Origin of the sequence: Ruania alkalisoli (genome assembly GCF_014960965.1) — a bacterium.
GTDB classification, from domain to species: Bacteria; Actinomycetota; Actinomycetes; order Actinomycetales; family Beutenbergiaceae; genus Ruania; species Ruania alkalisoli.
In genome coordinates, this window is record NZ_CP063169.1 from 1,028,850 (window position 1) to 1,053,838 (window position 24,989).

18 protein-coding genes, 1 tRNA gene and 1 pseudogene are annotated in these 24,989 nt (G+C 68.6%); 10 read left to right on the plus strand and 10 right to left on the minus strand.

Features of this window, described 5'->3' with window-relative positions:
• Positions 1-30 precede the first annotated feature (30 nt).
• Positions 31-4,434 (plus strand): hypothetical protein, encoded by a 4,404-nt coding sequence (locus IM660_RS04350; protein ID WP_193498186.1) that lies wholly within the window; start codon positions 31-33, stop codon positions 4,432-4,434.
• Between the two features lie 2 nt (positions 4,435-4,436).
• Positions 4,437-4,667 (plus strand): hypothetical protein, encoded by a 231-nt coding sequence (locus IM660_RS04355; protein WP_193498187.1) that lies wholly within the window; start codon positions 4,437-4,439, stop codon positions 4,665-4,667.
• A gap of 89 nt (positions 4,668-4,756) precedes the next feature.
• Here the strand turns inward: IM660_RS04355 and mscL are convergent, their stop codons facing one another.
• Both mscL and IM660_RS04365 read right to left on the minus strand, forming a co-directional pair.
• A complete protein-coding gene (mscL, locus tag IM660_RS04360; protein WP_193498188.1) occupies positions 4,757-5,170 on the minus strand; it encodes a large conductance mechanosensitive channel protein MscL in 414 nt (137 codons plus the stop codon).
• 27 nt (positions 5,171-5,197) lie between these two features.
• Positions 5,198-5,869 carry an SAF domain-containing protein gene (locus IM660_RS04365; RefSeq protein WP_193498189.1) on the minus strand — a complete coding sequence of 224 codons (672 nt, stop codon included), beginning with the start codon at positions 5,867-5,869 and terminating at the stop codon, positions 5,198-5,200.
• A 52-nt stretch (positions 5,870-5,921) separates the two neighbouring features.
• Between IM660_RS04365 and IM660_RS19985 the strand changes: the two genes are divergently transcribed.
• A complete protein-coding gene (locus tag IM660_RS19985) occupies positions 5,922-6,167 on the plus strand; it encodes a hypothetical protein (RefSeq protein WP_343072108.1) in 246 nt (81 codons plus the stop codon).
• Positions 6,168-6,181: 14 nt separating this feature from the next.
• Here IM660_RS19985 and IM660_RS19990 read toward each other — a convergent pair.
• Positions 6,182-6,415 (minus strand): annotated as a pseudogene (locus IM660_RS19990) (FmdB family zinc ribbon protein); the annotation flags it as partial.
• Between the two features lie 74 nt (positions 6,416-6,489).
• Between IM660_RS19990 and IM660_RS04375 the strand changes: the two are divergent.
• Positions 6,490-9,168 (plus strand): penicillin acylase family protein, encoded by a 2,679-nt coding sequence (locus IM660_RS04375; protein ID WP_193498191.1) that lies wholly within the window; start codon positions 6,490-6,492, stop codon positions 9,166-9,168.
• 52 nt (positions 9,169-9,220) lie between these two features.
• Here the strand turns inward: IM660_RS04375 and IM660_RS04380 are convergent, their stop codons facing one another.
• Positions 9,221-9,841, minus strand: a complete 621-nt coding sequence (locus IM660_RS04380) for a 5-formyltetrahydrofolate cyclo-ligase (RefSeq protein WP_193498192.1) — start codon at positions 9,839-9,841, stop codon at positions 9,221-9,223.
• Between the two features lie 93 nt (positions 9,842-9,934).
• On the opposite strand from IM660_RS04380, the gene IM660_RS04385 reads away from it, so the two are divergent.
• The 4 genes from IM660_RS04385 to IM660_RS04400 are packed head-to-tail and all read left to right on the plus strand — an operon-like array spanning position 9,935 to position 13,677.
• A complete protein-coding gene (locus tag IM660_RS04385) occupies positions 9,935-10,855 on the plus strand; it encodes a UTP--glucose-1-phosphate uridylyltransferase (protein WP_193498193.1) in 921 nt (306 codons plus the stop codon).
• Positions 10,856-10,868: 13 nt separating this feature from the next.
• Entirely contained in the window at positions 10,869-12,098 is a 1,230-nt protein-coding gene (locus tag IM660_RS04390; protein ID WP_193498194.1) for a molybdopterin molybdotransferase MoeA, read from the plus strand.
• A gap of 1 nt (position 12,099) precedes the next feature.
• Positions 12,100-12,675 carry a GNAT family N-acetyltransferase gene (locus tag IM660_RS04395; RefSeq protein WP_246465138.1) on the plus strand — a complete coding sequence of 192 codons (576 nt, stop codon included), beginning with the start codon at positions 12,100-12,102 and terminating at the stop codon, positions 12,673-12,675.
• A 57-nt stretch (positions 12,676-12,732) separates the two neighbouring features.
• On the plus strand, positions 12,733-13,677 hold the full coding sequence (locus tag IM660_RS04400) for a hypothetical protein (RefSeq protein ID WP_193498196.1): 945 nt from the start codon (positions 12,733-12,735) through the stop codon (positions 13,675-13,677).
• A 26-nt stretch (positions 13,678-13,703) separates the two neighbouring features.
• Here the strand turns inward: IM660_RS04400 and IM660_RS04405 are convergent, their stop codons facing one another.
• Complete coding sequence (locus tag IM660_RS04405) at positions 13,704-15,290, minus strand: right-handed parallel beta-helix repeat-containing protein (RefSeq protein WP_193498197.1); 1,587 nt, start codon at positions 15,288-15,290, stop codon at positions 13,704-13,706.
• A gap of 149 nt (positions 15,291-15,439) precedes the next feature.
• Here IM660_RS04405 and IM660_RS04410 point away from each other — a divergent pair.
• Positions 15,440-15,515: transfer RNA gene (locus IM660_RS04410), tRNA-Ala, on the plus strand.
• Between the two features lie 15 nt (positions 15,516-15,530).
• On the opposite strand, the gene IM660_RS04415 is transcribed toward IM660_RS04410, so the two are convergent.
• The gene (locus tag IM660_RS04415; RefSeq protein WP_193498198.1) at positions 15,531-16,820 is read right to left on the minus strand and encodes an FAD-dependent oxidoreductase; all 1,290 of its coding nucleotides are present in this window, start codon (positions 16,818-16,820) and stop codon (positions 15,531-15,533) included.
• A gap of 27 nt (positions 16,821-16,847) precedes the next feature.
• Complete coding sequence (locus IM660_RS04420; protein ID WP_193498199.1) at positions 16,848-21,575, minus strand: golvesin C-terminal-like domain-containing protein; 4,728 nt, start codon at positions 21,573-21,575, stop codon at positions 16,848-16,850.
• Positions 21,576-21,854: 279 nt separating this feature from the next.
• Between IM660_RS04420 and IM660_RS04425 the strand changes: the two genes are divergently transcribed.
• Positions 21,855-22,649, plus strand: a complete 795-nt coding sequence (locus IM660_RS04425) for an IclR family transcriptional regulator (RefSeq protein ID WP_159621302.1) — start codon at positions 21,855-21,857, stop codon at positions 22,647-22,649.
• Between the two features lie 7 nt (positions 22,650-22,656).
• Here the strand turns inward: IM660_RS04425 and IM660_RS04430 are convergent, their stop codons facing one another.
• Genes IM660_RS04430 through IM660_RS04440 form a run of 3 tightly spaced genes read right to left on the minus strand, consistent with a single transcriptional unit; the run spans position 22,657 to position 24,952 of the window.
• On the minus strand, positions 22,657-23,304 hold the full coding sequence (locus IM660_RS04430; protein ID WP_193498200.1) for a DUF624 domain-containing protein: 648 nt from the start codon (positions 23,302-23,304) through the stop codon (positions 22,657-22,659).
• Positions 23,304-24,032, minus strand: a complete 729-nt coding sequence (locus tag IM660_RS04435) for an SDR family NAD(P)-dependent oxidoreductase (protein WP_193498201.1) — start codon at positions 24,030-24,032, stop codon at positions 23,304-23,306. Before IM660_RS04435 ends, IM660_RS04430 begins: the two co-directional genes overlap by 1 nt.
• Before the next feature lie 5 nt (positions 24,033-24,037).
• The gene (locus tag IM660_RS04440; protein WP_193498202.1) at positions 24,038-24,952 is read right to left on the minus strand and encodes a dihydrodipicolinate synthase family protein; all 915 of its coding nucleotides are present in this window, start codon (positions 24,950-24,952) and stop codon (positions 24,038-24,040) included.
• Between the last annotated feature and the right edge of the window lie 37 nt (positions 24,953-24,989).

Consider the following 24,989-nt stretch of genomic DNA (forward strand, 5'->3'; position numbering starts at 1 on the left):
GAACGCACGCATTCTCGTTAGCGTGGGTGCGTGAGGTCCGTCCGCCTGCCCCGACCCGGTGGCACCCGTGCCACCGATGAGCCGACCCCAGACACGGGCCGGCTGGACGCCTCAGAACCGCACGACACCCCGCGCGAGCGGGAGGTCGCCGCAGCCGTGGCCACCTGGCGTGGCAGGCTCACCGACCTCGTCGGAGGCAGCGCGCTGTGGGATGTCAATGCTCTGGGGGAGGCGATGGTGGAGCTCACCGCCGCCCACCCCTCCGGTATCGCCCAGCTGTACGCCGGTCGCAGCACCCCGCTGAGCAATCTGGTGCGAGAAGGATCGGCTCTCACCCAAGCGCGCCGCCGCGCGCGGGTCGTGGTGGCCCGTACCGAGGAACTCGCGCAACGGTTCGGGGTCGCCCCCACCTATGTGGCCATGGGCGTGGCGACATGGGAGTCGACCACTGCAGGGGAGCCTGCCGGTGCGGATGCACGCCCGTTGGACGCGGACGACCTGGCGCACCATCGCACGGGTGACGACGTCGATCTGCTCGATCCTGGTTCGGTGCCCGCGGTCCCGGCGCTGACCGCCGAGCCGGAGGACATCGTCCCGCGGACGGTGCACGCGCCGGTGTTGCTGCGTCCGGTCCGGGTGCGGGTGCACGGATCCGATGCCGAGATCGACCTGGAGATCGACCCGGCGGTGGAAGTGAACAGCCTCCTCGTGCGGGACCTGCGGGCCGCCGGTATTGATGTGGATGCCTCCGAAGTTGCGGGATCGACCACGACTGCGCATGGATTCTCCCCACGCCCAGCGCTGGAGCGGATCGCCGAGCTGGGCGCCGCGCTGCCAGGGTTCCGTCTCGAGCCCCGCATCGTGGTCGGAGCCTTCGTACACCCTGGGCAGGCGCTGGCCGACGATCTGGACACCCAGCAGCGTGAGCTGGCCACCCACGACGTGGTCGCGGCGCTCGCCGGCGTGGAGGGTGCGCGGGCGGCTGTGGCGACCGATGTGCCCGAGCCCGATCCCCAGGATCGTGATCCGGACGACGAAGCCGGGGTAGGCGATCTCGATCCCGGCCAGCAGGACGTGCTCGACGCTGTCGCTGCGGGCGGTCACCTGCTCGTCGACGCTCCGCCGGGGACCGACAGTGCCGCCACGATGGCCGCCGTCGTCGCACAGGCTGCCGCCGACGGGCGTCGCGTGCTCTACGTGCCCGGGACCCGGCGCGCGGGCCAGGCGCTCCTGGACGCGATGCGTGGCGCCGGGGTGAGCGACCTGGCGCTGGATCTGAGCAACGACCCACGCTGGCCGAGCACCGCGGCGGCACGCCTGATCGACGGGCTGAACCCGCCCGAGCCGGAGATCGATACCGAGACCCGTGCTGCCGAGCGTGCCCGGCTGCGCCAGGCGCGACGGGATCTCAGCGACCACTTGACCGCGCTGCACGCGGCTCGGGCGCCGTGGGATGCCTCCGCCTACGATGCGCTGCAGGCGCTCGCCGAGCTCACCTCCCAGCGTCCCGGCCCGCGCACTCAGGTGCGGGTGGCCACGCGGGCGGTACGGTCCATGTCCGAGCAGGATCGCCAGCACGCCCGCGAAGAGCTGGCCCGGGCTGCTGCACTCGGCGCGTTCCGCCTGCGTGCGGCCGACACCGCCTGGTTCGGTGCGCGACTGTCATCCGCGGAGCACGCCACCGCCACCCTCGAGCGTGTGCGCGAGTTGGGTGAGTTGTTGCCCGACCTCCGCGCCCAGATCGCCCGGACTGCTGCTCAGACCGGGCTCGACGAGGCGACCACCCTGGAGCAGTGGTCCGAACAGTTGCTGCTGCTGGACGGTATCCGTTCCTCCCTGGACGTCTTCACCCCGCAGGTGTTCGAACGGTCGGCCTCGGACATGGTTGCCGCGACCGGAACACGTTCCTGGCGGGCGCAGCACGATATCGCCATGGGCTGGGGTGTGCGGCGCCGCCTGAAGAAGCAGGCGCGCGACCTGCTACGCCCCGGCGGGTCCGTCGGCGACCTCCACGCCGAACTCATCGACGTCCAGGAGCGGCGCGATCTGTGGCGCCGGCACTGTGCAGGTGGCGGATGGCCCCGGCTGCCTGAGGGCATGCCCGAGATCACCCGGACCGAGGCGAAGATTGCCGGCCTCGTGAACGACCTCGATCCGGTCCTGGGCGCCACGCTCGGCGGACGCACCCTCACCGAGGTGCCGCTGGAGGAACTGGCCACCAGGGTCGCTCGTCTGGGCGCTGACGACGTCGCGCTGCGGCAGCTTCCCGAACGTGCCGCCGTCTTGGCGCACCTGAGCGACCTGGGCCTGGACGATCTGCTCGCCGACCTCACCCAGCGCCGGGTGCCCACCTCGCTCGTGGGTGCGGAGTTCGACCTCGCCTGGTGGTCGAGCGTGCTCGAGGAGATTCTCGCCGAGGACCCGGCATTGGCAGGACTGGAGACGTCCGTGCTGGAGGAGGCCGCCCTCACCCTGCGGGAGGCCGACCGGCAGCAGACCGTCTCCCTGACGGCGCCTGCGCTCGCGAAGGTGCGTGAGCGGGTCCGCTCCGCCATCGCTCACGACCGGACACGGGCACAAGAGTTCTACCGCGCTGTGCGGGGCGGAGCCACCGACCTGAAAGACCTGCTGGAGACCTACGGCGAGGTCGCCTGGGCGCCGCGGCCGGTGTGGGTGGTTCCGCCGATGGTGGTGCCGCAGGTGCTGCCGCCGGAGCGCACCGTCGACCTGGTGGTCCTCGATGCCGTGCAGCACGTGCCCACCGAGCAGGTGATCTCGGCGATCGCGCGATCTCAGCAGGTTGTCGTGGTCGGTGACTCGCGCCGCGGTGGTGCCGGTGGCGTGATCCCGCAGCTGTCGTGGCTGCCGACCTTGGCCCTGCACCCCGGCCGCGGCCGGCAGGACCCCGACGTCGCAGCGTTCCTGTCCGCTCACGGCTACGACGAGGCCGTCCGTCCACTTCCGACCCCTCCCGGTCACAGTGGCGTGCGTCTCGAACTCGTGGACGGCACCGGGATGCCGGTGCCGGGTGCCGATGTGGTCGAGAGTGTGCAGGCTGAGGTGGACCGGGTGGTCGACCTGGTGATCGACCATGCACTGAGCCGGCCGGAAGAGTCCCTGGCGGTCGTCGCACTCAACACCCGTCACGCGGACCGGGTGCGTGAGTCGGTGCTCTCGGTCGCCGCGGGCAGCGCCAGCATGTCGGCGTTCTTCGACCAGTCCCGCCCGGAGGCGTTCACCGTGGTGGACGTGGAGTCCGCGGCAGGGATGCGACGTGACGCCATCGTGCTTACGCTCGGGTTCGGCAAGACCCCGCACGGCCGGGTACTGCACCGGTTCGGTGCCATCTCCGGTCCCGACGGCGTCGCTTTCCTCGTGGATGCCCTGGACGCCGTCCGTAGCCGGTTGACAGTGGTCAGCTGCCTGGCTCCGGAGGACCTCGATCCGGAGCGGGTGCGTGCCCCTGGCTCGCAGATGCTCCGGGACCTGCTGCAGATGGCCTCAGCCGGGCAGATGAAGCGCCCGCAGGAGGACCCTGAGCTCGGGGTGGACCGGCTGCTGCTCGACCTGGCCGAGCGGTTGTGGCGGCGCGGGCTCACGGTAGTGCCGCGCTACGGCATCCCCGGCGGGATCCGCATCCCGCTGGCGGTCGGGCACCCAGCGCTGCCCGAGGAGCTGCTGCTGGCCGTGCTCACCGACGATGAGGACTACATGGCTGAGCCCAGTCTGCGTCGCCGTGACCGGCACTGGGTGGAACGCCTCGTCGATCGCGGGTGGAAGGTGTGCACCGTGTACTCTTCCGCCGTCTTCATGGATCCGCAAGGTGAGGCCGATAAGATCGCCGACGAGCTCGAGCTGATCGTCTCCGAACGCACCGGGATCCCGCCCGAGGAACGGCCCGCGCCTCCGCTCCGCTGGGACGAGTCCAGCGACGAGGGCAGTTCCCCGCTGGCAACCACCTCGGCAGCAGCACCCTCGGTGGCGACCACGTCCGCGGTGACCACCTCGGCCAGGGGTGTGGCGATGGTCGGCCAGGCCGGAGCGTCAGAGGTGCATGCGCACGTGCAGGCAGGTATTGCCTCCGGAGGATCCGAGCACGCGGACGACAGCGCAGACGAACGTGGTGAACGCCCCGACGTTCCCGCAGGGCAACCGTTGAGCCGCTATGGCGACGACGAGCTCGACTCCTTGGTGACGTGGATCTCCTCCGACGGGACACCGCGGACGGTTGAGGAGTTGCGGGAGGAGCTGCGCAGCGAGCTGGGGATCGCCAAGCGCGGCACCCACGTCGATGCCGTGCTCTCGGCGGCGGTGCGCCGATCCGGGCTCGCCCGGGAGGAGTCAGCCGGTGGCGAGCAGGATGCCGTGGGTGAGCCGGCTCAGGACTCGAAGACCGGCGACGAGTCGGTTCGGCACCGCGAGGGCAAGGACTGACCGTGCCCGAGCGTGAGTGCCCGAACGGGGACGACACTACGAGCGAGCGGCCACGGCGGCGCCATCGCCGCGCAGTTCACCCCGGCACCGGCCCCGAACCGCTGGTGGACCGGCGGCTCGTTGAGTCCGGTGAGGACCGCGCCCAGCGCGGCGAAGACGGACACGACGGCGGGACACCGGATCGCTCGGACGACGAGCGCTTCCTTCGCGACGTCCCGCCGCACTGGTCCTGACCGCCTGTTGCTGTGGGCGCCGGGCCAGGATGCCCGGTTCACGAGGCCTGCCTATGGCCCCGTTCACAAGCCCCCTTCACCAGGTGTGCTCAGGAGGTCTTCGTCGCCAGCAGGTCCCGGATCTCGGTGAGGAGCGCGACGTCCTCGGCGGGGGCGACCGGTTCCGGTTCCTCGCCGCGGGCGCGCCGCTCGGCGAGCTTGTTCATCGGCACCACCACGACGAAGTAGATGGCGGCGGCGACCAGGAGGAAGTTGATCAGTGCCGTCAGGACGGCACCGATCAGGATCTCGGTCGGTTCAGTGCCGGTCTGCTCCGCCGTGCGCATGGTGATGACCCAGATGCGGTCGAGGTTCGGCTGACCGAAGATCCCACCAATGAGCGGGTTGAGCACGTTCTCGACGAGCGCCGTGACCACGGCACCGAAAGCGGCACCGATGACCACGCCGACGGCGAGGTCGACGACGCTCCCGCGTGAGATGAAGTCCTTGAATCCCTGCAGCATGGCGAGCTACCAATCTGTTCGGCGTTGCTATGGCTGATCCCCCGGTACCACGACCGCTCGCACCGGAGCGAGAGCGCTGGCACCGGACAGCACAGTAGCGGCCTCAGGATCGATGGCCACTACAACGACACCAGAGGACTCCGAAGCCGTCATGTCCAGCAGTCCATTCGCGTCGCCGGTCTCGTCCAGACGAGCCAGGACAAGAGCGTCGTCCGCGACGAGCTCGGTTCCGTGATCGCTGCCCGTGCCATCCGGGAGTTGGGTCGACTCCTGCCAGGAGGCTGACTGGTAGAGCCGGAGCCTGTCACCGACCCGCACCAGTGCCATCAGCTGTGGATCGGCCAGGGTCACCGGCACCACCACTGTTCCTGCGGGGGCGGCATCCACCAGGCCGGGGGAGACCAGCAGGGTCTCGGCCACGGGCATGCCCTCCGGTAGCCCTGCGACCAGTGTGGCACCGATGAGCGCCTCGGCCGGCAGCGCGGCCGACGGCGGATCGAGTGCGGGCTCGGATCGCAGGTCGGCCGCGGAGAGCACGGTCCCGGCCGGAAGATCCCGGGCGGCGACCGTCACCGTGCCCGTCGGCTGCGCGGGCCGGAACTCCGACATCACGAGTAGACCGGCTGCGGTCAGGCAGAGGGCAGCCAGCACGAAGCGGAAGCGCCACAGCGCTCCGATAAGGCGAGGGGACGTCGTCATGGTCCGACGCTAGGACGCCGGAGCAGGCGGTGACGGCCGAAGGCCCCGGGCTGTGGACGGGGCCGCAGCGGGCCGGCATCGGCGAGCGGGCGCCCGCTCGCCTCAGGACGAGGTGGAGGCGGCCTTCGCCGGAGTGGATGAGCTCGAGGACTTCTCGGAACTTGAGCCCGACGAGCTTGAGCCCGACGAGCTTGAGCCCGACGAGCCGGATTCCGAGGATCCTGACGAACCGGAGCTAGACGAGCTGGACTTCGTGCTCCCCGACCTCTCACTGCCGGACCGGGAGTCGTTGCGGTAGAAGCCCGACCCCTTGAACACCACGCCGACAGCCGAGAACTGCTTACGCAGGGTCGGCTCATTGCACGACGGGCACACGGTCAGCGCGTCATCACTGAACGACTGGTAGATGTCGAAAGCGTGCGAGCAGGACGAGCACGCGTAGGCGTAGGTGGGCACCTGGTCCTCCGGGACTCGAGCGGGGCCGGCCCAAGATGGCCGACGCCATAGTCTACGCCGAACCCTCACCCGCCCTCGACCGCCGCCCACCAGCGTGCTAGCGGCTCGCCCTCCGCCCCCGTGCCTCGGCGCGGATCGAGGTTCCGGCGGCTACCCTCGGGAGGGTGTCTGGGACAACAGTGCTCCGCCGAGCAGGGCTCGGCCTGGCAGTCGTGCTCGTGATCGCACTGGTCGTCGCCACGGTGGCCACCTTCACTTTCGTGCGCCGCCCGCTGCCCGACCACGGGGGCACCGCCTCCTTGCCCGGGCTCGGTGGCGCCGTCGAGGTGATTCGGGATGAACGTGGCATCCCGCACCTGTACGCCGACACCGCGACCGACCTGTTCATGGCCCAGGGCTACGTCCACGCTCAGGACCGGTTTTTCGAGATGGACTACCGGCGCCACCTGACGGCAGGGCGCCTGGCCGAGCTCGTGGGACCGGCCGAGAGCGCCATTACCGCCGATCAGGTCATCCGCACGATGGGATGGCGGCGGGTGGCCGAGCAGGAATGGGACCTGCTCGAACCCGAGACCCGCACCTACCTGACCGCCTACGCCGACGGGGTGAACGCCTACCTCGCCGAGCGCTCGCCCAGCAGCCTCGCCCTCGAGTACACCGTGCTCGGTCTCCAGGTCGAGGTTGAGGACATCGCACCATGGCACCCGGTGGACTCCCTCGCCTGGCTCAAGGCCATGGCCTGGGATCTCGTGGGCAACTACGGTGAGGAACTCGAACGGGCCGCCGCGTACGGGCAGACCGGTGACGTGGACATGGTTGCCCAGCTCTTCCCGGAGTATCCAGCCGAACGGAACCTGCCCATCCTGCCGACCGCCGCCGAGATCGAGGCGAATGCTCAACTCGCCGCGGACGCCGATTCCACAGCGAGTACCGGTACCGACGCCGATGCCTCGGCGCCCGGAGGAGCCACCAGCACCGAGGTGCTCACCACCGACGCCACTGCAGCGTTGGAGTCCACGCTCTCGGCGCTCGCTGCCGTTCCGCACCCGCTCGGCAGCGGCGACGGTATCGGCTCCAACTCCTGGGTGGTCTCCGGCGAACACACCGAGTCCGGGCTGCCGCTGCTGGCCAACGACCCGCATCTGAGTCCGTCCGTCCCTGGCATCTGGTACCAGGCTGGGCTGCACTGCCGCAGCACTGGCCCGGAGTGCCCCTTCGACGTCAGCGGATTCACCTTCGCCGGGATGCCCGGGGTGATCATCGGTCACAACGCGGATCTCTCCTGGGGGCTGACGAACCTGACCGCCGATAGCAGCGACTTCTTCCTGGAGCGCACCTACCCGGACGGCACCTACCTGTACGACGGTGGGCGTCAGCGCCTCACCGAACGGGTCGAGACCATCGAGGTCAACGGGGGTGAGCCGATCGAGCTGACGATCCGATCCACCGAGCACGGTCCGATCGTCTCCGACGTGCTCACCTCGACCCGGGAAGCCGGCCAGATGCCGCTCCCGGAGATCTCACCACCGCCAGGCAGCGGCGGTTTCGCGGTGGCGCTCTCCTGGACGGCGCTGGAACCGGGCCGCACCATGGACGCGGTGTTCGCGATCAACACCTCCGCTGGTGCCGATGACATCGCCGCCGCGGCCGCCCTGTTCGAGGTGCCGACGCAGAACATCGTGTTCGCCACGACCGCCGGTGACATCGGCTATCAGGCGCCGGGTCGCATCCCCGTGCGCGAGGAGGTGCAAGACGGCGTGGTGCCCGCCGACGGGTCGTGGCCGCGACCGGGCTGGGATCCGCGTTATGACTGGCAGGGGTACCTGGATCCCGCCGATCTGCCCTCCGTGATCAATCCGGACTCGGGCGTGATCGTGGCCGCCAACCAGCCGGTGCTCGCTCCCGAGCGGTATCCCGACTTCGGAAGCGATTTCGCGTACGGTTACCGGGCGCAGCAGATCTACGACCGGATCTCCGAGATGGTGGAGACCGGTCCCGTGGGCGCCGAGGAGATGGCGCTCATCCAGGCCGATGAGACCGACCCTGCGGCCGAGATGCTGGTGCCGGTGCTGCGCGACATCGAATTCGCTGACGAGGACTTCGCCGATTCCGAGCTCGATGCGGACTTCGTGAACGAGGCGCTGGACCTCTTCGAGGACTGGGACTACGTCAACGACACCGACTCCGCCGCCGCCGCGTACTTCGCTTCCGTCTGGGCTAACCTCCTGCGGCTGACGTTCTGGGACCAGCTCCCTGCTGACCACCGTCCCAGTGGTGGCAGCCGGTGGATCGAAGCGGTCCGCGGTCTCCTCGCGGATGAGGACAGCCCGTGGTGGGACGACCGAGCGACGCTGAACGTGGTGGAGCAGCGCGACGAGGTCCTGGGCGAGGCGCTCATCGATGCCCGGGTCCAGCTGACCGTCTCCCTGGGCAAGGACCCCCAGGACTGGCGCTGGGGCGGGGTCCACACCTTGACCCCCACCCACGAGGTGCTCGGAGGCGATGCCGCACCCGCGATCGTGGCCGACTACATGAACTTGCCTACTGCCGAACTCGGTGGCGGGCCATCGATCGTCAATGCCAACGGCTGGCGCGCCGACGCCTGGACCGAGGGCTACCCGGACTTTGCTGTGACCGCGGTTCCTTCGATGCGGATGGTGGTCGACATGGCGGATCTGGACGCCTCGACGTGGGTGAACCTCACCGGCAGCTCCGGGCATCGGGCGTCAGGTCACTACGGCGACCAGTACGAGGCCTGGGCAGCTGGGGAGACGTATCCCTGGCCCTTCAGCAGGAGCGCGGTCGAAGCGGCAGAACAGCAGCGGCTCACGCTGCGACCCTGACGCGCGACTGTACCCGGCGTGATGCGGCTGAGCGTCGGTGCTGCTGAGTACCTCAGCGCCGCAGCCACTCCACACCCGAGGGTGTCAGGACGCCGTCCACGGGCCGATCGTGCGGAGCTGAGGGCAACGGGTCAGAGCACCGTTCATCGTCGAAGACCACCGCGATCACCGGTGTACCAGGGCGTGCGTGGGTGAGTACGCGGTCGTACCAGCCGCCACCCTGCCCGAGCCGGACTCCACGGTCGTCGACCCCGAGAGCGGGGGCGAAAATGAGATCCGCCCGCGCGACCGCCGCCTCACCGAGTCCGGGACCGTCCGGCTCCGGCGGACGGCCGGGGGCGCGCTCGGCGAGCGGGTCCCCAACCCGGTAGGCGGCCCAGTCCCGGGTCAGTCCCGGGCCGAGGACCGGCAGCAGGATCTCCACACCGGCCTCTCCCAGTACCTCCAGCAACGGCCCCGTGTCGGGCTCCGCGGGCCGGGCAGCGTAGGCGGCCACGGTCGTGACGCCGTCCAGCAGGGCGTGGGCGTGGACGGCGATGGCGTCCGCAGCTTCCCGGCGCTCGCGCTCGGGGCGGTCACGACGGTGACGGCGTACCTCCTCCCGGACGAGTTGTTTCGCGTCCTCGAGCTCCAGTCCGGCCGCGTCGGGGAGGCTGGGTGAGAGGGTCCACATGCCTCTACCTTCGCACCCTCGGACCCCGTTCGCCAGGGACCGGTGAGCATGAGGCTGACACATCTCGCCAGACGGACCGATACCGTGGGCCTCATGAGCGCAGTGACAAAGGCAGTGGTTCCCGTGGCAGGCCTCGGCACCCGGTTCGTGCCGGCGACGAAGGCGATCCCGAAGGTCATGCTGCCGGTGGTCGATACGCCCTCGATCCAGTACGTGGTGGAGGAAGCCGCGGCCGCCGGACTCACCGATGTGGTGCTCGTGACCGGTCGCGGGCAGTCCTCGGTCGGTGACCACTTCGATTCGGCGCCCGAGCTGGAACGGGTGCTCGAAGCCAAGGGGGACCAGGCACGCCTGGAGGCCGTGCGGGCCTCCTCCGAGCTGGCACAGGTGCATCTCGTGCGCCAGGGCGCCCCGCTCGGGCTCGGCCACGCCGTGCTCACCGCCGCCGCGCATGTCGGCGACGAACCCTTCGCCGTCCAGCTCGGGGATGACCTCATCGACGCCCGCGACCCGATCCTGCCGACGATGATCGCCGTCCAGGAAGCCCTCGGCGGGTCGGTGATTGCGCTGATGGAGGTCGAGCCGAGCCAGATCCATCTGTACGGGTGCGCCGCCGTCGAGCCTGTTCCGGCCGGTGCCCTCACAGGCGACCTCGCCTCCCAGAGCGAGGACATCGTGCGTGTACAGCACATGGTCGAGAAGCCCGACGCTGCCGACGCCCCCTCCAACCTGGCGATGATCGGACGCTACGTCCTCCACCCCGAGGTCTTCGATGTGCTGCGCACCACTGAACCCGGCCGCGGCGGGGAGATCCAGCTCACCGACGCCCTCGCCGAGCTCGCCGGCCGGCCCGGACCCGGTGGCGGTGTGCACGGAGTGATCTTCCGCGGACGGCGCTACGACACCGGTGACCGGCTCGACTACCTCAAGGCTGTCGTCCAGCTGGGCGCCGACCACCAGGATCTGGGTGAGGACTTCCTGAACTGGTTGCGCGGGTACGTGGCATCGCGATGACGACGGCCCAGCGATGAAGACCGTCTCGGAGCACCTCGGTGCGGTGCTGGACCTCCTGCAGCCGCTCCCGCCGCTCGACGTGGTGCTCCATGACGCCGTGGGATGTGTGCTCGCCGAGGACATCCTTGCCGGTGGCGACCTGCCCGAGCGCGACCTCGCCGGCATCGACGGATACGCCGTCATCAGCCGGGACGTCGATGGGGCCACACCGCAATCGCAGGTCACCCTGCGGGTGCTCGACGAGATCGTCGCCGGATCGGTGGACGACCACCGCGTGGTGACGGGATCGGCGTTGAAGGTGGCCTCCGGGGCGCCGCTGCCGGGCGGGGCTGACGCTGTGGTCCCGCTGGAGGACACCGACGGCGGTCGTGCGGCCGTGCACGTGCGCTCCGGTCCCGCACCGGGCTCCTTCGTGCGCAGGCAAGGGGAAGATCTGCGCACCGGAGAGATCGCGATCGCGGCGGGGGAGCGCATCGGTGCGCGGCAGATCGCCCTGCTCGCTGCGCTGGGGCGGGCACGGGTTGCCGTCCACCCGCGCCCACGGGTGGTGCTGGTCTCGGTGGGTGACGAGCTCACCGAACCGGGACGGCGAGCCAGTGCCGGGCAGGTGTTCGACGCCAACGGCCACGCACTGGCCACCGCCGTGCAGGACGCCGGTGGTGCGACGTTCCGGGTGGCGGCCGTACCGGACGAACGCACCCGCCTGGCCGAGACGCTGGAGGATCAGCTCGTGCGGGCCGATGTGGTCATCACCACCGGGGGGCTGAGCTACGGCGGGAACGACACCGTGAAGGAGGTCCTCGCACAGCTGGGGCAGGTGCGCTTCGACAACGTCGCCATCGCGCCGGGTCGGCAGTTCGGCGTGGGGGTGATCGGTGGCCAGACAAGTGGGACCTCGACTCCGGTGATATGCCTGCCCGGCGACCCTGCGGCCGCTCAGGTCGGATACGAGGTCTTCGTGCGGCCCGCCCTGTTGGCGATGGCCGGGCACAGCGAGCGGTACCGCCCGACGGTACCGGCCGCCGTCACGCAGGCCTGGGACTCCCCGGCCGGGCGGCGCCAGTTCGTTCCGGTCACGGTGCTCGGAAGCCCGGACACCGGCTACCGGGCGACCCCGGTGGGAGTCCCCGGTCGGCTGTCGGTCAGCGCGATGTCGCGGGCGAACGGACTGGCGGTCGTGCCAGAGGATGTCACGACGGTCGAGGCAGGGGCCCAGCTGCACTGCCTGGTGCTGGAGAGCTGAGGTGGAGCTGGAACTCGTGGCCCGGGAGCTGCGACTCCGGCCACTACGCCGGGCTGACCGGCGCGCATGGGAGGCGCTGCGCCGTCGTAACGCCGCGTGGCTGGCGCCCTGGGAGGCCACCTCCCCGGAGCCAGCCACCTATCGCCCCACGTTCCGGCAATACGTGCGTGACCAGGCGCGGGCCGCGAAGGAAGGCAGCGGCTACGCCTTCGTCATGGAGTACCGGGGCGAGATCGTCGGGCAGGTGACCATCGCCGGGGTGGTGCGGGGCTCGTTGCAGGCGGCCACCATCGGGTACTGGATCTCCGAGCACGTGGCCGGGCGCGGGATCACCCCGCTGGCGGTGGCGATGGCCGCGGACTTCTGCTGGTTCCGGCTCGGGCTGCACCGGGTGGAGATCAACATCCGGCCCGAGAACGCCGCCAGTCTGCGAGTGGTCGCCAAGCTCGGGTTCCGGGAAGAAGGGCTGCGGCCGGGCTACCTGCACATCCAGGGCCGGTGGGCCGACCACCGCAGCTTCGCGCTCAACCGGGACGAGGTAGGGGAGGGGTTGGCGGCCCGGTTGCGGGGTCGCTGACCGACACGCCGCGGCTGATCAGCGGATCGGGGCCGCGCTGGACATACCGTTCAGATCGTGGAGTTCGCCGGATGGGTCGCCCTGGCGATCGCGGTGATGATCTTCGGATACTTGCTTCCGACCGCGATCCGTTCCAGGCAGGTCGTCGTGGACTCGCGGGTGACCGACAGGTTCTCCGGGGGGCTGCGGGTGCTGGCCCGTACCGGTGAGGCTCCACCCACACCGACACCTATGAGCACGAGCCGCGGATTCCTGCACCGCACCGCGGCCGAGGAGGACAGACCGATGCACTCGCCCGTCGCTGCGCGGCCCGCTGCCGCGGATGTGCGCCGTGCGGCTGCAGCCCGCGCCGCGCGCGCCGCTGCCGCCAGCCGTCGTGCTGCCGCGGCGAAGCGCCGGCTCGTGCTCACCCTCGCGCTGCTCGCCCTGACCGCCGCCGGCTGGACCGTGGTCGGCCTGACGCCAGTGAACGTGGTGGCCGGGATCGTACCCACGGTCGCGTTCGGTGGCGTGCTCGTCCTCGGACGGCGTGCCGCCGCCCAGGCGAAGATCGCCGACGCCCGGTGGGCTGCCGAGATCGAACGAGCCCGGAAGGCCGAGCAGACGCGCGCCGCCCGGCGCCCCAAGCAGCCCGAGGCCAAGCCCTCCAGTCTGCGGATCGAACTCGATCCCGGTGCGCTGATGGCCGAGCATGCACCTGAAGCCGAGGAGCGTCGGGTAGATATCCCCGCCGGCGAGGGCTGGACCCCTGTGCCCGTGCCGGCGCCCATGTACACGATGAAGCCGGTCGCACGCCGGCGTGAGCCCGTGGTCGAAGACTTCTCGCAGCCCGGGGCCGGCGCGGAGGCCCCGACGGCGGAGGGTTCCGTTCCCGCGGAGAGCGCTGGTGCCGAGGTGGGTTCCGGCGGTGGTTCAACTGCAGGTGGGGCCGGCCGGGCCGTGCCTGCGCCGTCGGTGGACCTGCAGGCCGTGCTGGAGCGGCGACGGGCTGTGGGGCAGTAGGGACGCGAGGAGCGAGTCCCTACCCCTCAGGCGGGGGAGCCTGAAGCATCGCGCCAGGTGGAGCCATCAGACCACAACGGAGAGTTCGTCGTGGTGTCGAAGATGGACGATCCGGGCGGGAACGCACTCGCGGCGGGCCGAGATGCGCTCGAATGCGTTGGTGCTGGAAAGCCCTCGGGAGTTGTCTGCGCGGCACCCTCGATCACGTTCCCGGCGATCATGCCGGTGGATGGCTGGCGAGGAATGATCCCGTACGTCATCACGCCGCCACGGCTGTCCGTGATCTGATTCGTCATGATGGTGGTGTTGGTGCTGCTGCCTGCTGCAGGCGCGAACGCACCGATGCCGACGTTGCGGTAGGTGGCGTCGTCAGGGATGGGCGTGACGCCGTCGATGTAGTACTCGGAGCCGGGGTTGTGGACGCCGTTGCCCAGCACCGTGAGGTGGTCCGTCCCGTGGAAGAGGATCCCGCATCGCTCCGCGTTCCGGACGAGGTTTCCCACGATCACGTGGCGTTCGGCGAGCTGCTCGTAGTCACCCTGATCTCCGGAGGAGAAGGACGAGCTGTGGTTGAGTGGCATCCCGGAGATCATGATGCCCACCCCGTACCACGGGCCGTTTCCATCGCTGTTCCAGGTACCGACGCCGCGCAGCACACCCTCGACCACATTGCCTTGGACGAGGGTGTCGCACGTGCCACGGGTCAGCTCGATACCGCCGATGCCGGAGTTGCTGACGGTGTTGCCGACAATGGCGAGATGACTCGGTCCGATGTCGTCGCCGAAGCCGCCTGCGAAGATCCCGGAGAAGAACGATCCGGCAATCGTGTTGCCCGAGCACGTCACCTCGCGACAACCGCGTGAGAGTGAGACCCCGTTGTCGGCTGACCACTCGATGCGGTTGTGGTGAAACTGGACCGAGTGACAGAACGTGAACCCGACGTCTTTGCATCGACGGAAGTAGGTGTCTCGGACGGCGACGTTGCGGGCACCGTTGACATGCACCGGAAGGTGTTCGAGACCGTAGAACCGGCAGTTCTCGACCGTGATGCCGTTCACCTCACCGAGGGTAGGACTGGTGGGGGCGTGCGGACCTTGGGCGAAGATGCCGGTGCGCAGGTAGCCGTCCGAGGGGAACGGACGCGGCTGAGCGCCATCCCGGGCGTGACCGGAGGGTTCCCCGGTCATGCCACCGTCGAAGCCCAGGTTCCGGAACGTGATGTTGCGGGTGGAGGCGCTGCCGCCGATGAAGAACACCCGGGTCAGGGAGCCGGTCAGCGACGGGTCAGCACGCAAGGTGGTCGTGTCCGCACCCAGGCCTTCGATGGTGACGTTCGAGAGCCCGGTGAGATCGATCGGTGCCGTGAAGTCGTAGGTGGGTGCACTGGCGATCAGGTGCGCCCCGCCTGTGAGGGCATGGCACGCTGCCACGGCGTCCTCCCACGCTTGCTGGTCGGACGCAGTCCGGAAATCCTCGACGAAGAGTCGTCGCGTGAGTGGATCAGCGGCCGCTTCGGCTGGAGTGGCGAGTAGGGCGGCGAGCCCGCCGGTCGCTGCGAGGCCGGCGACCAGGGACCGGCGGGATGGTGATCGGGGGGTGTCGTCGTGACTCATCAGATCCGTCCTTGGTTCTGTGAAGGGTTCCAACAGGGTGATGTGATGCCCCACGCTGCACGTCAGCGGGGAGCGCCCAACCCGGGCTCGGGACGACCGTGCGCGATGTGAGCAGGGCGCCCGGGAAGTGCTATTCTGGGCACTGCCTTGGGGCTATGGCGCAGTTGGTAGCGCGTCTCGTTCGCAATGAGAAGGTCGGGGGTTCGAATCCCCCTAGCTCCACCAGTGGTGGTCGTCGGCTCATCCGACGTCCTCTGCGCTCACAGGAACGATCGCGCCATGGGCGCGGAGCGTGTCGCGCAGGTTCTCGATCGGTACCTCAGGCACGGTGGTGCCGGCCATGGTGGCGAGCGCGGCTGCTGCCCCGGCGGCTTGGCCCATAGCCATGCAACTGGCTTGGACCCGGAACGCGGAGTTTGCTTGCCGGTCTCCGCTGGCGATCCTGCCTGCTGCGAGGAGCCGCCCCTGCCCGCGGGGGATCAGTGCACGCAGCGGGATCGTCGGCACCACCCCCTGGGTGAGCTTCCGGACCCGGGTGGTGGCGCCGTCAGAGGTGTGGATGTCGATGGGGAAGAAGCTGTAGCTCACGGCATCTGGCCACACGCGGCCCGAGGTGTAGTCCTCCACACTGATCGTCACCTCACCATCGATCACGACCGACTCGCGGATCCCCACCTCTGGCGACCAGCTGTCCACCCTGAGTTTCTGCAGACCCGGCTGCCTGCGGAGGAATGTCACGATGCGGAGCAACGTACGGCGCGCCGCCACCTCAGCCGCGGTGCGCTCAGCGCTTGTAGCGGCCTCGATGCCGACGACGTGCATCGCATTGGCGCCCCGGTTCTTCAGGAACTGCCCCGCCGGATTCTCCGCGTTGGAGAAGTCCGTGGCGAGCAGTTCCCCGGACTCGATCGCTGCGACGGTGGCGGCATTGATCGCCGGCACGTCCAGGTCGGCGAGCTCGTACCCGCTCAGTCGCGCCATCAGCGTGCCCGGCTGTGGTTCGTCAGTGTTGCGGCGCGTCAAGCCGAGGTGGGCCACGGCATTCCCGTCGCCCGTCGCATCGACGACGATCCCGGCGGTGACATCGTGAACGCCCTCCTTGCCACACAGCGACACCCGCCAGCCGGTACGGGTGGCCTCAATTCCCGCGAGCATGGTGTGGAGCCGGAGCTCGGCCCCGGAGCCGAGCACAGCCTCATCGAGCACTGCCGCATGGATCGCCGGGGTTACGCGCACCGCGTGCATCCAGTGCGGGGCTTCCAGATCGGTGAAGTCCGGCAGGTCATCGCCTGCCAGGGACAGTGACCGCGTCACCAGCTCCCAACCGATGCCGGCGATCACCTGCCGGCCCCACGCGTGGAACAGTGCGGTCGTGAAGACTCCGGCCATCGTTGTGGTGCCGCCGAGCGCACCGTTCTTCTCCACGAGCAGCGTGCGGGCACCCAGCCGAGCCGCCTGTATCGCGGCCGGGCACCCGGCTGGCCCGCCACCGATCACGACGACGTCGTAGTCACGGGAGTCGAGAGTCATCGCCTCCTCCTCACAGTCCGGTCCCGCTCACGACTCGACCCGACTCAGCTGGACACCGTTCAGGCGATGGTGTCCGGCCTGAGTGCACCGCAGCCGGACGAGGGCGGTTGCGGGGTCGAGGTCGAAGAACCCGAGTGGCCGCCACGTGTTCGCACGCCACTGCTGGTCGACCTGCACGCGGGTGGTGCTCCCGTCCGCCAGCGTGATCTCGTAGGTGGCGCCGCGGGTGGTGTTTCCATCGGTGCCGTACCAGACGCTCACCAGATAGCGACCTGTCTCGCCGACCGCTGCCGTCCAGGTGCCGGTACGGTCGTCAGCGCTGCCATGTGCCCAACGGGAGCGCCGTCCGTCGTGCCCGGGAAGCGAGCTCGAGTACCAAGTACCGACCTCGGCGTAGTTGTCGGAGTGGTTGTCCCACACCGTTCTGGCCGAATCCGCAGATCCGATCTCGGCGGTGAACGGGTCCGTTCCTCCGGAGACGTTCACAGCACCCTCGTAGAGTGCATCGATGGTGGCGCCGGCGGGTGGCGTGACGGTGAACTCCACGTCGACACTCTGGCCGAGCTCGGCATCCACGCTGATCTCGGCCGGTTCGGCCGTCCATCCGTCTGGGAGCGCGACCGTGACGGGCGCGTCAGCTAGCGGTGCATCCACAGCCGTGATGGTCGCGGTCACGGAGGCGGAACTGCTGGCGTCGTCGTGGACCGGAGCCGATGTGACGTGCACCTGGGGCGGGCCGGCCTCACCGGCCAACGTGAAGCGTGCCGAGTGGGCGCGCGTGTAGAGCCCGGAGATGGCGGTCATGACGACGGATGCCGGCTGCTCCGGCGCCAAGGAGTAGACACCGAGGCTTCTCCACTGGGTGGCATCCTCCTGTTGATTGACGTGATGCTCGTGGACGCCGTCAGGCGTCACGACCTCGAACAGCACATCCTCGGAGGTTTGGCTGTTGCTGGGATACCAGACTGAGACGGTGTACTGCCCGGGGGTTGCGATCGTCGGGGACCAGGTGATCTGCCCGCCGTACAACCCCTCCGGGCTGTAGCGTGAGGACGTGCCGTCCGGGCCGTCAAGGCTGGAGGTGAGCCAGTTCCCCGACTCGCGATAGCCCGGGTCGTCTGGGCCGATGATCACATCGTTCGGGTTGCCGACGGCGACTGCGATGTTGACTGGCTCCAGGTCCGCGCCTGGGAAAACAGTCACGGTTCCTCCCGAGCCGGGTTCGGCTCCGGAGGCAGTGACGGTGAAGGTGAACTCCTCCAGGGTGCGGCCGTCGATCGCCCACTCCTGTTCTGCCGGCTCGGCAGTCCAGCCCGTGGGCAGTCCCAGCGTCGTGGTGCCGGTGAGCTCGAGTGGGCCGCGGTTCATCAACGTCAGCTGCACGGTCGTGCTCGCGCCCGGCCCGAGAAGATTGGCCTCACTGATGTCGCACGCGATCATGTCGATCGGGGGGAACACGGTGATCGAGCCAGGCGTCAGCACCTGATCGCCGTCGCCGTTCCAGCGCACGCGGCCGGTGACGGCGTATTCCCCGGAGGTGGCGTTGGCAGGCGGTCTCACGTGGAATGTTGCGTCGACGACGTCACCTGGGCCGATCTCGCTGGGTGCTGGCTGAATAGGCTCGACGGCCCAGCCGGTGCGGGCATAGACGAGGACCTCGACGTTCTCGATGACGTCCGCGGTGGTGTTCCGCACACGTGCGGTGACTGTGAACGGATCGCCTGGTGTGGTGGAAGGGCGCAGCAGCAGATCGCCGCCGACGTTCTGTCCTGCGGGGAGTTCCCCCGTGACGGTGGCAGGCAGGTGCAGATGCCGCTCCGGGCGCGCGTCGCCATCGACCGTGGCGCGATAGCTGAAGCTCGACGTCAGGGAGTGCACCGGTACGGTCCATTCGTACGGGTAGACCTTCTCCGGGACTGCGGTCCAGTCGCCGTCGTCCACGCGGTACTCCAGTTGCACGTCACTGCCGTCGCTGGCGCTGCTCTGGATGTAGACGTCGTATCCGGAGCGGTCCGGACGCGGCAGTGAGATCGCGCGGACCCGGTCCCTGGTACTGCCACCGCCGCCGTCGAAGTCGTCGAAGTGGTAGCTGACTCCGCTGCGGTCGGGGGTCTGAGCTTCCTGGTGCCAGGGCTGGAGACGCCCGGCTCCTGGCACCTTGATCGCGGTGATTCCGTGCGCACTGACGCGGACGTTGAGCCTGCCGCGCACGATCCGCCCCGGCCGCGGGCGACCATTGTCATGAGTGACTTCGACCTCGTAGTGACGGTTCGGATCGATCCCAGTCAGCTCTGGGTCGAAGGTGACGCGCCCACCCTGATTGCGATCGCTCTCGTTCGTCAGGCTGAGGTAGAACGCCTCGTCGGAGACGGCCGTGAGCCAGTTCAGTTGTGCGTCGTCAACGTCGACAATTCCCTTGGGGAGATAGGGCCACACATTCTCGTCGCCGTAGAACGTGCCGGGCTTGTGACCGTACGTCCGGAGCCGGAAGTACACGAACGTGCACTCGAAGGCGGACGGGAACTGGATCTGACCGCCGGAGCGGGTCTGGTGCTCACTCAGGAGGTAGTCCAGTGCGAGTCCGAGCTGCGCGGGGGCATGGTGGAAGTAGATGCAGCTGGTTCCGGGAGGACCTTCGATCGGGTACTCGGGGCGCATCGGGGCCGTGATGAACTGCCGGTTGTAATACCCGGGGTAGTTGGTGAACCGGCCGACCACCATGTTGTGGGCCATGTCGCGGATGAAGTCGTCTCCGACGGTCTCAGCCAGGCGGAGCAGGAACGGCGCCCAGATCGGATTCAGAGTGAATCCGCCGCCCGGGTTGATGAGGAAGGTGCTGAGCTGTTCGAAGGTGAGGCCGGTCGTCGATGCCATCCATGCTTCGACGTTCTCCTCGGTGATCGGCACCTCGCGGGGATAGTCAGGCAGTCCCGGGCTATCCACCCACTTGTAGTACATGTCGTCGATCGCCTCGCCCACTGGCGAGGTGATCGACGTGTCGGGCACGGGGCGGATCTCGAAGAGGCCCATGAACCGCTTGGCTTCACGGTGGGCAGCGTCGAGCAGCTCGGTGTCGCCGGTGAGCTCGTAGATCACGAACAGCTCCAGCCAGGCCTTCACGTAGCTGTACCCGAAGCTGCGGGTTCCGGCGTACTCGGTGTAAGGCGTCTCGATGTTGCGGCGCGCGTACCACTTGCCGACCTCGACCGCCTGCGCCAGCCACGCCTCGTCGCGGGTGAGTAGGTACGCCGAGATCGGGATGTTCATCGGCGTACGTCCCTGGAATGGGTACTTCCGGCGCACTGTCTCCAGCGCGATCGCATGGACGCCTGCCGACTGGCCACGGAGCAGCTCCCACAGCGGCACGATCGTATTGGCATCGCCGACCCAGCCACACAGGGGTGAGTAGTAGCCGTAGCCGGCCTTCGGCGTGTGGCCGATATCGCGCCGGGAGATGATGTGCTCAAGCAGTGGCCTGGCGCGACGGTTCCAGAAGTCCTCCGCCTCCTCGGGCCGGGAGGCAAGCAGGTTGGCGCTCAGCACGACGCTTGCTGTCGACGTCCGCACCTGCTGGTCGCCTTCGATGTTGGCGAAGCCCTTACCGCGGTTCCACCAGCCGGAGACTGAGGGGACGAAGTCGACGGAATCATCCCCATCCGGCTCGATGGCGATGAGGTCCATGATGTTGTGAACGGTGTCGGTCAGCGACGTGTCGTAGACGTTCTTGCGGTACCGGTCGAAGCCATACTCGCTGCGCGAGACCGCAACCTGCGTGTCATACAACGATCCTGCCTGAGCGACGATGCCGAACGCGTATCCGATCCGGTCTCCGGCGTTCAGAATGGAGCGGTCCCCTCCTGGCGGAGCGTAGGCGATGGTCTGCACAGCCTCGGACTCGTTGCGCAGGCTCATGGCGAACGGCTGGTCATGTTCGCCGAGGAACCGGCCGTGCTCGAACTCCAGGACGTCGGCCGGGATGTGCACACCGGTGGTGACCGGCACGTTCTCGCGTGCTGACTCCAGGAGCGCCATCGGCGCGAACAGCTCCCAGGCCTTGAGTGCCGTTGCCGGGCCGATCGCTCGTGCATGCTGGCGCGATCCGCACAGCACCTCGGTCACCTCGTCCTCAGCGTGGAGCGGACTCGCCTGATAGCCGACGACGTAGGCGGCGTCCTGGAGCACGTGCAGGGACCATTGCGCCTCGGGGCCGGTGCTGGTAATCGTCCACCGCACAGTCAGCTCCAGGACGTCCTGGACGCAGGCGGTTAGCTCAGCCGTGGTCTCGTCCAGGAGCTGGAAGGACTCCATGGCGAGCCAATGCGAGGAACCGGCTGGGTAATAGTTGCCGCCAGCGAGCAGTTCCGGCTCGCCCGCGACCACCACCCACTGGTCGTCGAACCGCTGACTTTCACCAGAAGCGGTGATCCAACCACTCTCGCTGCGCACGTCGATGTCGCGGACGATGGCTCCGGGGCGGGTGCCGTCGGGTCCGTCCCATGTGGCCCGGTAGAAGGTGATCCGGTGGTCCGCTCCCGCGATTGACTCCAAACGTTCGAAGTGCAGGCCGGGCTTGTCGAGGTCCCGCAGTGGCGCATCGAGGTCGAGCTGATCCAGCGCCCCCACGTCTGCTCGAGCCGACGGCGCGAACGCGACGTCGGCGATCGCCGGCAGTGCTCCCGCCGTGATGAGGAGGCCGATCATCTGCCTGCGGTTCGGGCCAGTGTGGTCGGGTGAGCGGTCGGTGGTGCTGGTCATGTCAGTGGTCCTCTCGGTCGTCAGTGACCGTTGCGCCGTCGTAGTGAATGCGGAGTCAACCGCGCATCCAAGATGCGTGATCCACAATCAGCTATCTAAGCATCATGATGTGGATGTAGCAACCAATCGCGTGTGAACGATTCCGTGGTGACCGGTAGCGGGCGCCTCGGGACGCGCGTGTCGCCGTGAGCCCAAATGCGAATGGTGAATGCATATGCTGAATGTTCGAACTCAGCGAGTGCTAGCGTGGCTGCGTACGCGCGAACGAAGGAGGGCGTGATGGCGAAGACGACTGACCGCGACAAGATGCCAGGGGCTCAGAGCATCGACCGTGCGCTTTCACTGCTCTCGGCCTTCACCCCGCAGCATCCGCAACAGCGGATCGCGGACTTGGTCGCGAGCAGCGGGCTGGGCCAGTCCACGGTCTCGCGCATGGTGTCGGCGATGCTCAGCCTCGGCTTCCTCAGCCACGACACCCGGAGCGGTCTCTACTCTCTCGGCCCGCAGGTGGTGAACCTCGCAGCGGTTGCTCTCAACCAGAATGTCGTCCACCATCAAGCGCGGCCGGTGGCACAAAGGCTGGCGGCCGAACTCGGTCTCGGTGTCAACGTCGCGCAGCGTTACGACGACCGGCTGTTCTACCTGTGCAACTTCGAGGGGGAGGCAGCGCCGCGATCGGCCACGTTGATCGGCCGAGGTGGCCCGCTGCACGCGACCGCTCTCGGCAAGTGCCTTCTACTCGACGATTCACCTGAAGAGATCGGCCAGGCGCTCGGCAGCTCGTTCGAGAAGTACACCGCCAGCACGATCACCACGCTCTCGGCTCTGCTCGAGGAACTGGAGCGCGTCCGTGAGCAGGGGTACTCGGTGGAGCACGAGGAACTCGCGCTTCGACGCGCGTGCGTAGCGGTGCCGATCCGCGACAGGGGAGGGAACGTAGTGGCAGCGATGTCAGTATCTGGCCCGCTCTCGGCCATTCGGCTGCCCGAGCGGGCAGATGAGCTCTCCGCGTTGCTGATCGAGCAGGCAGACCACGTGTCGACGGGGTTGGGTTTCTCAGCGCTCAGCGCCTGATGCGGCCTCAGTGTGTCCGCCCGAGACGCCTCGCACGTTCCATGGCGCGCTGTGCCGCGATACTGGCCAACGTGGCGATGCCCGCCGGCGCCACGAGCGGAACGACCACGGGCAAGTACCAGATCAGCAGCGCGGTTGCTCCGGCGGCGACAGCGGCCGCAACGAGGCACGGCAGCGCGCCGATCGCCACGAGCTGCCATGCCCGGCCCCAGGACGTGGTGACGTGCATCTGCCCGGCGTGAGGGACGCCGTCGGCAATCATCCAGGCAGGCAGCATCATGAGCCACGCCAGATACACCGCGCTCACGACAGTGACAGGAGCGGCGACCGGAGTGCCAGCGGCCAGCCGGAGATAGAACAGGAGCACCACCACGGTCACCAGGGGAAGGAGCAGGTGCTTCTGTGCGGCGAGGAAGTGCCTGCGCCAGTAGTGCCACGACCGACGGTAGTAGCCCGGCAGTACCTGATCGTCCAGGCCTAGGCGCACCTGGTGGTACAGGGTGAGCGTGGCCGGGGCGATCCCGGCGATGACAGCGCCGGCGAGCACCTGGGCAAGCCACGTGAGGCTGAGCGCCACGAGGCGGCATACCCAGGTCGTGACGAGCTCGATCAGGCCCGGAGACGAACTGCCGCGGCCGTAGTCGCCTGTGGCCATCAGTCGTCCTCCAGCCAGCGCGTGCGCATCCCCTCCCGCAGGAACGCCGACGGCGAGGCGATCGACAGGCCGGCATCGACGGGGAGAACCACGCCCGTGATGCCCGAAGCGGCCGGCGAGAGGAGGAAGCAGGTGGCGGCCGCCACCTCTGCTGCGGTGACGATCCGGCCCATCGGGTACCCGGCCGCGACGTCGTCGGGCAGGTTCTCATCCCGTTCGATGAAGGCCGGTGCCACCACGTTGAACCGGATGCCGCGTGGGGCGTACTCCAGCGCGGCCTGGCGCATCATCGTGGTCACGCCTCCCTTGGCGGTGGCATAGGCCGAGTTGCCCGGGTGCGCCACCGTAGCGTTCACCGACGAGATGGCGACGACGGAGCTCGACTGTCGTAGGTGGGGGATGGCTGCCTGCAGAGTGAAGAAGGTGGCGTCCAGCGTCCCCGTACGGACCGCACGCCAGCGTTCCGCGCTCGTCTGGTGGAGTTTGCCTCCACGCTGGAAGGCGAGCCCGGTGACGACGCCGTCGATCCCACCGAGGATCCGAGCTGCTTGGGAGAAGGCGTCGACGGCTTGCTCAGGATCTGACATGTCGGCCGTCACCGACGCCGTCAGCGCCGGCCGATCGTAGGGATCCTTGTTGATGCCGACGACCTGGGCCCCGTTGGCGGCGAGCTGATCGGTGATCTGTTGCGCGGTGTCCGAGCTCGATCCGACGACGACTGCGCGCATGGACGTTAATTCCTGACTGGTGTGAGGGGGAGCGGGGCGAGGATCTCGTGCAGCAGCGTACGCATCTGTGGGTGCAGTGTGCGTGCCGGCGCACGAACGGTCGCTGCGCTGATGATCCCGCGCTCGAGGAGCACTTCCTTGTGGATGGCCCAGGCCGGCCCGGACTGGAGCCCCCAGACGATGAGGGGAAGGATGAGGGCGAAGTGGGACCGTGCTTGTGCACGTTCTCCCTGCGTCCACGCCCGGTAGATCTCGACGAGGAGGTCGGTGAACTCGCATGCCGGCATCGTCCCGGCGGCACCGCAGGCGAGTTCGTCGAGGAAGAACTGGGCATTCTGACCGCCCATCACGGTGATCGGTTCGGCGGGCATCGCGCGCTGAACATCGAGCAGCTTCGGCAGGGTGGGTGATGCCTCGACCTTGACGCTGGTGATGCCGGGTAGTTGGGCCAGGTCGGCGATCAGCTCGGCCGACATGGCGACGCCGGTGGCGCCAGGTGCGTCCTGAACCATGATCTCGATACCTGCGGCCTGGGCGTCGGTAGCGAGAGCGCCGTAGAAGTCCAGGAGCTGTGTGCTCGAGGGAGTCACCATGAACGGTGGCAGCACCATGGCCACGTGTGCGCCCTGGTCTGCCACGTCGCGCAGCTGTTCGCGGGCTTGTGACAGGCCGGTCGCGCCTACTCCGGCCACGATCGGGAGCTCACCAGCGCTCGCGACGACGTCGCTGAGGATCTGCCGGCGCTCGGTCGCCGTCAGCGTGAAGGTCTCGCTGGCCATCCCGAAGGTGGCCACGCCAGCAGCCCCCGAGTCGACCTGGAACTCGACCAGCCGGTTCAGTGATCGGCGATCCAGGCTGCCATCGGGATGGAAGGGGGTAGCTAGCACCGGGATCACGCCGGCCATGGACTGAGAGTGCATCTCGTCTCCTCATTGACGGGAGTATGCGCATCGAAGA

Coding starts and splice junctions, on each gene's coding strand:
- mscL (WP_193498188.1), bottom strand. CDS start 5,170: ATGCTGCAGGGATTCAAGGACTTCATCTCACGCGGGAGCGTCGTCGAC.
- IM660_RS04365 (WP_193498189.1), bottom strand. CDS start 5,869: ATGACGACGTCCCCTCGCCTTATCGGAGCGCTGTGGCGCTTCCGCTTC.
- IM660_RS04380 (WP_193498192.1), bottom strand. CDS start 9,841: ATGTGGACCCTCTCACCCAGCCTCCCCGACGCGGCCGGACTGGAGCTC.
- IM660_RS04385 (WP_193498193.1), top strand. CDS start 9,935: ATGAGCGCAGTGACAAAGGCAGTGGTTCCCGTGGCAGGCCTCGGCACC.
- IM660_RS04390 (WP_193498194.1), top strand. CDS start 10,869: ATGAAGACCGTCTCGGAGCACCTCGGTGCGGTGCTGGACCTCCTGCAG.
- IM660_RS04405 (WP_193498197.1), bottom strand. CDS start 15,290: ATGAGTCACGACGACACCCCCCGATCACCATCCCGCCGGTCCCTGGTC.
- IM660_RS04415 (WP_193498198.1), bottom strand. CDS start 16,820: ATGACTCTCGACTCCCGTGACTACGACGTCGTCGTGATCGGTGGCGGG.
- IM660_RS04420 (WP_193498199.1), bottom strand. CDS start 21,575: ATGACCAGCACCACCGACCGCTCACCCGACCACACTGGCCCGAACCGC.
- IM660_RS04425 (WP_159621302.1), top strand. CDS start 21,855: ATGGCGAAGACGACTGACCGCGACAAGATGCCAGGGGCTCAGAGCATC.
- IM660_RS04430 (WP_193498200.1), bottom strand. CDS start 23,304: ATGGCCACAGGCGACTACGGCCGCGGCAGTTCGTCTCCGGGCCTGATC.
- IM660_RS04435 (WP_193498201.1), bottom strand. CDS start 24,032: ATGCGCGCAGTCGTCGTCGGATCGAGCTCGGACACCGCGCAACAGATC.
- IM660_RS04440 (WP_193498202.1), bottom strand. CDS start 24,952: ATGCACTCTCAGTCCATGGCCGGCGTGATCCCGGTGCTAGCTACCCCC.